Raw genomic sequence first — 6,492 nt, 5'->3', positions numbered from 1 at the left:
CCGCCGCTCCGACGAGTTCGCCGTCGTCCGCGCCGGCCTGAACTACAAGTTCGGCTCCTACTGAGACCACAAGCGACGGTCGGGTGCGACGCTCGCACCCCGACCGTCGCACCCGACCCGACACGCGAAGGGGCCGCTTCCCACAGGAGGCGGCCCCTTCGCCGTTCAGGCGGCCGGAATCCGGCCCGGCCTCGACCCGGCGTCGACCTGGACTTGACCCGGCGCCGCCTCAGTAGCCCTTCCAGAGGCCGGGTGTGGCCAGCTCGAGCAGGTGCCCGTCCGGGTCGCGGAAGTAGACGCTGACGCCCCCCCGCGGCCAGCGGGTGCGCCCCTCGACGGCCACGCCGGCGGCCGCGAGATGGTCCTCCCAGGGCGCGAGGGCGTCGGCGTCGATCGAGAACGCGATATGGGCCGGGCCACGGCCGTCATGGGGCGGTATGAGACCGCCCGGCGTCTCGATCGGCTGCAGGGACCCGCCCTCCGGAAAGAGCAGGAGGACACCGCGGCCGCCGACGTCGAAGGCGCGCATGCGGAAGTCGGTGAAGAGGCAGCGCAACCCCATCGTGTCGCGATAGAAGGCCTCGGCGCGGTCGAGGTCCGCGACGTACAGCGCCGTCTCCAGGATGGCGTTGAGCTCGGGCACGGCGATCTCCTGGCGGCGGCGCGGTCACGGCCCGCGGGACCCCGTCCGGTCCGGTCCGGGCCGGTCCAGTCCGGGCCGTCGCAGCGCCGGGCGGCGGCCGCACCGGGCCAACCGGCCGGTCCCGGACTCGGTTCGCCGCGGGCTCAGACGGCCGACGGCCGCGGCGCGCCCGAATCGGGGCGCGGGGCGCGGCCCGGCACCAGCGACAGGGCGGCCGAGAGCAGGGCGAAGACCACGAGCGGCAGGAGGCTCAGGGTGAAGCTGCCGGTCCCGTCCTTGATCGCGCCGATCAGGTAGGGGCCGAGGAAGCCGCCGAGATTGCCGACCGCGTTGATGGCCGCGATGCTCGCCGCCGCGGTGGCGGGCGGCATCTGCTCGGTCGCGAGCGCCCAGAACGGGCCCTTGAGCATGTAGACGCCCATGGCGGCGATCGTCAGCGCCGCCACGACCGGGCCGAGCCCCGACAGGACCGTGCCGCCCGCGAGCCCCAGCGCCAGGATCAGGAACGAGAGCGCGAGGTGCCAGCGCCGCTCGGCGGTCCGGTCGCTGTGCCGGCCCCAGAGGACCATCGCCAGGGACGCGAAGCCGTACGGGATGCTGTTCAGGAGCCCGGTCTCGACGTTGCCGAGGCCGAAGCTCTTGACGATCTGCGGCGTCCAGAACGACAGCCCGTAGCTGCTCGCCGTCGAGCCGAAATAGATCGCGGCGAAGAGGGCGAGCCGCCGGTCGCGCAGGATGTCCCAGAGCGGCGGCTTCGCGGGCTGGCCGCTGCGGGTGTTGCGCGCCGCCTCGGCCCGGAGCTGCCGCTCCAGCCAGTCCCGCTCGGCCGCCGGCAGCCACGCCGCGTCCCGCGGGCCGTCCGGCAGGAGCCACAGGACCGCGACGGCCAGGAACACCGCCGGCAGGCCCTCGAGGATGAACAGCCACTGCCAGCCGGCGAGGCCGAACCCCGTCACGTTGAGCAGCGCGCCGGAGATCGGCGAGCCCAGGAACGACGAGATCGGGATCGAGATCATGAAGACCCCGATGATCCGCGCCCGGTAGGCGGAGGGGAACCAGTAGGTCAGGTAGAGGATCACGCCGGGGAAGAAGCCGGCCTCGGCGAGCCCCAGCAGGAAGCGCAGGCCGATGAACGACCACGGCCCCTGCACCAGGGCCATGGCGGCGGAGATGAGCCCCCAGGTCGCCATGATCCGGGCGATCCACAGCCGCGCCCCGAAGCGCTCCAGCATCAGGTTGCTGGGGATCTCCATCAGGAAGTAGCCGAGGAAGAAGATGCCGGCGCCCCAGCCGAACACGGTCGCCGAGAGGCCGACATCGTGGTTCATCTGGATCGCCGCGAAGCCGACATTCACGCGGTCCAGGAAGGAGACGAAGTAGGCGAGGATCAGGAACGGCACGAGCCGCCAGCCGATCCTGCGCATCGCCGAGCGTTCCAGGGCGGCCTCGTCCGGGGAGCCTGTCGCCAAGCCTGTCATCGAGCGTGTCCTCGTCGCGTCATGGACTCCGCGCGGCGTCGAGGGCGTCGATGCACCGCCGCGATGGCGGTGAGACGGATATCTCGGGCTTCCTCGCGGGCCGGTCATCTCTGGCGGTGACCTGTGCCGAATCTGCTTACCCCGTTCCCGATGCGGCTGGGAAGCGCTCGCGCGGCTTCAATCGATCGGACTTGTTGGAGGGAACGGCGTATTCGTGTGGCAGGATACCGTTGAACTACGCCGTTCCGGCGACACAGTAGGCTCGTGCAGCGGGGCTGTAGGGGTGCCGATGGCCTGTTCGTCTTTGCGAGCGCAGCGAAGCGACCCAGGGATGCGAGACATCGGTCAAGCCTGGCGCAGCTGGATTGCTTCGCTGCGCTCGCAAAGGCACGGAGCCAGTTCTGCGCGATCCCTGTCGCCGGACCGCGGCCTTCTCCGCGTTCGGGTACCCGGAAAAGGCGCGCACGCACGGACCTAGAGCCGCTGATCCCGCGCCCACGTCCCGAAGTCTTGAAAGAGGGCGACCCCTGCGCCTCAGCCCTTCTTGACGTTCCAGAACACCGGCACGCCGTCGAGGACGCCGGTCAGGGACGGCTTGTACGAGGTCTGGTTGAAGTACTGCCCGAGGGGCAGGTAGGGCAGGTCGGCGAAGGCCTGCTGCTGGAGCTCGCCCGCGAGCCGCTTGCGCGCGGCGGTGTCCGGGGCGTCCAGCCACTGGTCCCGCAGCGCCTCGATCCTCGCGCTGGTGGGCCAGCCGATCGCGGCGCTCTGTCCGGTCCCGCGCAGGAAGGCGCTGACCGCGGGATTCGCCTGGTCGAGCCCCGCCCAGAAGGTGCAGAAGGCGCTCCAGCCGCCCTGGGCGACCGGCTCCTTCTTGGCGCGCCGCTGCACCACCGAGCCCCAGTCCATGACCTGATAGTCGACGTTGAAGCCGGCGCGCGTGAGCATGTCGGCCGCCACGTCGGCGAGCGCCTTCAGGCTCGGGAAGTCCGAGGCGCCCATCAGCACCACCTTCTCGCCCTTGTAGCCGGCCGCCGCCAGCGCCGCCTTGGCGCCCGCGTAGTCGCGCTTGCTGGTCAGGGCGTCGAGGCCGACGTCGCTCGCCATGGGCAGGCCCGGGCAGAAGAAGCCCGTCGGCACGTGGATCAGCTTGGGATCGGTGCCGGTCACCGCCTGCATGAAGTCGGTCTGGTCGACGACCTTCAGCAGCACCTGCCGGATCGCCGGATTGTCGAAGGGCGGCTGGAGCTGGTTCATCCGCAGGCAGCCGATCAGGCCGGTCGGGTCGGTGATCCGCGTCGTCAGCCCGCGGAGGGTGGGCACGAGGTCGGCCGGCGGCTGCTCCCACCAGTCCATCTCGCCCGTCTGCATGGCCGAGGCGGCGGTCGCCTGGTCGGGGATGACGTTCCACTCGACCCGGTCGACGTGGACGCGCTTCGGGCCCGAGGTCCATTGCGGCTCGCCGCCCTCGCGGGGGACGTAGCCGGCAAAGCGCTCGTAGACCACCCGGGCGCCGACCACGCGCTCGTCCGCCTTGAAGCGGAACGGGCCGCTGCCGACCATCTCGGTCACCTGCGTGAACGGGTCGGTCTTGGCGAGACGCTCCGGCATGATGGCGCAGATCGAGGAGCCGACCTTGCCGAGCGCGTCCGGCAGGAGCGCGAAGGGCTTCTTCAGGCGGAACTGGATCGTCCGGTCATCCGGGGCCGAGAGCTCGTCCGTGTAGGCCATGAGCGTCTGGCCCATGGCGTCGCGCTTGCCCCAGCGCGCGACGCTCGCCACGCAGTCGCGGGCCAGGACCGGGCTGCCGTCGTGGAAGGTCAGCCCGGGCCGCAGGGTGAGGCGCCACAGCTTGCCGTCGTTCTCCACCGTGTGGCCCGCCACCATCTGCGGCTGGGCGGCGTAGGCGGCATCGGTGCCGTAGAGCGTGTCGAAGACGGCGAGCCCGTGATTCCGGGTGACGTAGGCGGTCGTCCAGATCGGATCGAGCACCGTCAGGTCGGCCTGCGGGATGAACTTGAGCGTCCGGGCGGCACTGCCCTGCGCCAGCGCCGGGGTCGCGAGGGCGGCCCCCGACAGGGCCATGAAGGATCGTCTGTTCAGCATGCCGACTCGCCCGAGCGTTGCAATCCCGCTCAGGTTAGCACGCGGCGGGCCAAGCGCATCACAAGCGCATCACAAGCGCATCACGGGCGCACCGGTCAGCGCACCGGTCAGCGTGCGGCGGCCAGATCCTGCACGAGGGTCAGGACGCGGCGGCGGATCTCGGGATCGTCGATGCGCCGGTAGGCATGCAGCAGGGCGTCGGCCTCGTCGGCACGCCCGCCCGCGACGCCGGCGCCCCGCTCCGCGCCCAGTGGGCCGTACAGGGAGGTGGCCGGAACCTGCAGCGCGTCGGCGATCCGCTGCAGCAGCCGCCCGGCACCCGGCGCGTGCGGCGGTGCGGAGCGCTCGAACAGGTCGTCCTCGGGCGCCGCAGCCCCGGAGGATCCGCTCCGGACAGGTGACTTCGATCCCATCGGCGGTCAGGCTCTGGCGCGCGGGCTGGCTCGAGCATTCATAATACAGAAGACCGGCGGGACGCGAGTGGCCAGCACGCAACAGTTGCATGAATGCGTCAAAGAAGTCTTGAGGTTGCAGCCACCGAACCCGTAGATCGACCGGACCGGAGCCGCACACGTACACCGCCATGCCCAAGACCAACGCGTCCGTCGGTCAGACCTGTCCCGAAGCCTTCCAGATCGCGCTCGATTCCGCCGACATGATCGGGCACTGGGCGTGGGACCCCGCGACGGACCGGGTGCGGGTCGACGCCCTGGTGGCCCTCCTGTTCAAGGTCGATCCGACCGCGGCGGAATCCGGCATCCCGCTGGCCGTCTACGAGGAGGCCATCCACGTCGACGACCGCGATCGGGTCGACACCCTGATCCGCCGCAGCGTCGCGGCGGGGAGTTCCTACGTCGCCGAGTACCGGGTGATCTCCGTCGACGGCCGGATGCGCTGGGTCCTGGCGCGCGGCCGCTTCACCAGCGACCGTCGCGGCCGGCCGACGGGCGGGCGCGGGATCCTCGTGGACATCACGGCGCTGCGCGCGCGCGAGGCGATCGGCGGCGCGACCGCGCCCGACCTCGGCGACACGCCCTTGGACCGGGCGGTCGAGCACGCCCTCGCCGCGCAGGACGCCGTCGCGGCGCTGGGCGATCCGGCCCTGAAGGCCGAGGCGGACGCGCTGCTGATGGCGCTGGGGCGACGGCTGGCCCGGCGGCAGGTCGCGGAACGGCGCCGCCGCCTGAACTGAAGCGTGACGGCAGCGGCGCGGCGGCAACCACTAAATCCCGCCGCTAATTGTGCGCCTTGTTCGTGCAAAGCGGGGATGAACAAGCTTTCGTCAAGATAACGACTTTATTGGCCGCGAGCAGGTGCGGGACCGGCAGCGGCGTTGCCGGAGCCCCGTTCTCACCCGAGCGCGTCGCGCGCGCCGTTGCCGTCCGGACCCGGCGGGTCCGGCTTCCCGGGATCGTCGTCATGCACTTCACCGTCACCGCACGCCTGTCCGCGCGCCGGTTCGCCTACCAGCACGCCTCGGTCCTGACCGCCCTGGATCAGGGCATGAGCCTGATCGCGGCCGGCATGGCCGAGGTGACGATCACGGACGGCAGCGGCGAGGCGCGGACGCCGGCCGCGCTGTACCAGTCCCTGTTCGGGGCGCCCGGTCCCCTGCGGCGCCGCCCGGCGCCCGCGCAGGCGCAGGCCGCCTGATCCCGGACGACCCGATCGCGCGCGACGCCCGTCCCGCAACAGATCGCCCCGCAGCGGATCGCCCCCTCGCCGGGCGGCGACGGGGCAGTGTCCGCAGGTGCTCGGGCGATCACGCCTTCGGTTTCACGACCCGAGGCCTGGAAACGACCGCGGCCCATCTCGACTAAAGAGAAATTTGACCAGTACGACGTCGTCTTTCTGGACAACGGCCGAGATCAGGCTTAACCTCGGTGTGTTCGTGCCGCCGACATGCGCGCTCGAATGCTTCCAAGGATCATCTTACATGAAGCGCCGCAGCGCGCGACCGTTCATGGTCGAAGTCAAGCAGACCCGTTCGGCCCGCACAACGCTGACTGCCACCGAGGCGCGGCCGCGCCCGGACAAGATCCTGTGGCCGGAACTGGCGCAGGCCGCCCTCGCGCCGCCCGCACCCGCGCCCGCCCCTCAGGCGGCACCGGCGCCGCGCCCGGAACGGAAGGTGCCGGACGCACCGGTGCGCCGCGTCCTGCCGAGCCTCGTGCCGATGTTCGAGGCCCCGGCCGAGCCGGTCCTCGAAGCCGCCGCCGACGAGGCCGCGACGGACCCCGCCGCCGAGACCGTCCCGGCGCCGCG

6 protein-coding genes and 1 pseudogene are annotated in these 6,492 nt (G+C 71.5%); 3 read left to right on the top strand and 4 right to left on the bottom strand.

Translation table 11 applies throughout. The features are described 5' to 3' along the window. Positions 1 to 229 precede the first annotated feature (229 nt). The 4 genes from ACLBYG_RS31355 to ACLBYG_RS31340 form a co-directional block, all read right to left on the bottom strand. Positions 230 to 643, bottom strand: a complete 414-nt coding sequence (locus tag ACLBYG_RS31355) for a VOC family protein (RefSeq protein ID WP_020094093.1) — start codon at positions 641 to 643, stop codon at positions 230 to 232. Between the two features lie 143 nt (positions 644 to 786). Continuing rightward, positions 787 to 2,121, bottom strand: coding sequence for an MFS transporter (locus tag ACLBYG_RS31350; RefSeq protein WP_056533571.1), 1,335 nt, complete (start codon positions 2,119 to 2,121; stop codon positions 787 to 789). A gap of 534 nt (positions 2,122 to 2,655) precedes the next feature. Then, positions 2,656 to 4,227, bottom strand: a complete 1,572-nt coding sequence (locus ACLBYG_RS31345) for an ABC transporter substrate-binding protein (protein ID WP_447684051.1) — start codon at positions 4,225 to 4,227, stop codon at positions 2,656 to 2,658. A gap of 107 nt (positions 4,228 to 4,334) precedes the next feature. Then, entirely contained in the window at positions 4,335 to 4,640 is a 306-nt protein-coding gene (locus tag ACLBYG_RS31340; protein ID WP_056533575.1) for a hypothetical protein, read from the bottom strand. Positions 4,641 to 4,810: 170 nt separating this feature from the next. On the opposite strand from ACLBYG_RS31340, the gene ACLBYG_RS31335 reads away from it, so the two are divergent. The 3 genes and pseudogenes from ACLBYG_RS31335 to ACLBYG_RS31325 form a co-directional block, all read left to right on the top strand. Next, entirely contained in the window at positions 4,811 to 5,419 is a 609-nt protein-coding gene (locus tag ACLBYG_RS31335) for a PAS domain-containing protein (RefSeq protein ID WP_056533577.1), read from the top strand. A 227-nt stretch (positions 5,420 to 5,646) separates the two neighbouring features. Beyond that, the gene (locus ACLBYG_RS31330; RefSeq protein ID WP_100252464.1) at positions 5,647 to 5,880 is read left to right on the top strand and encodes a hypothetical protein; all 234 of its coding nucleotides are present in this window, start codon (positions 5,647 to 5,649) and stop codon (positions 5,878 to 5,880) included. A gap of 283 nt (positions 5,881 to 6,163) precedes the next feature. Continuing rightward, positions 6,164 to 6,492, top strand: a pseudogene (locus ACLBYG_RS31325) (hypothetical protein); the annotation flags it as partial.

Source organism: Methylobacterium sp. D53M, assembly GCF_053345625.1.
Note: the sequence above shows the minus strand (reverse complement) of the source record. Positions and strands in the feature narration are given on the sequence as shown.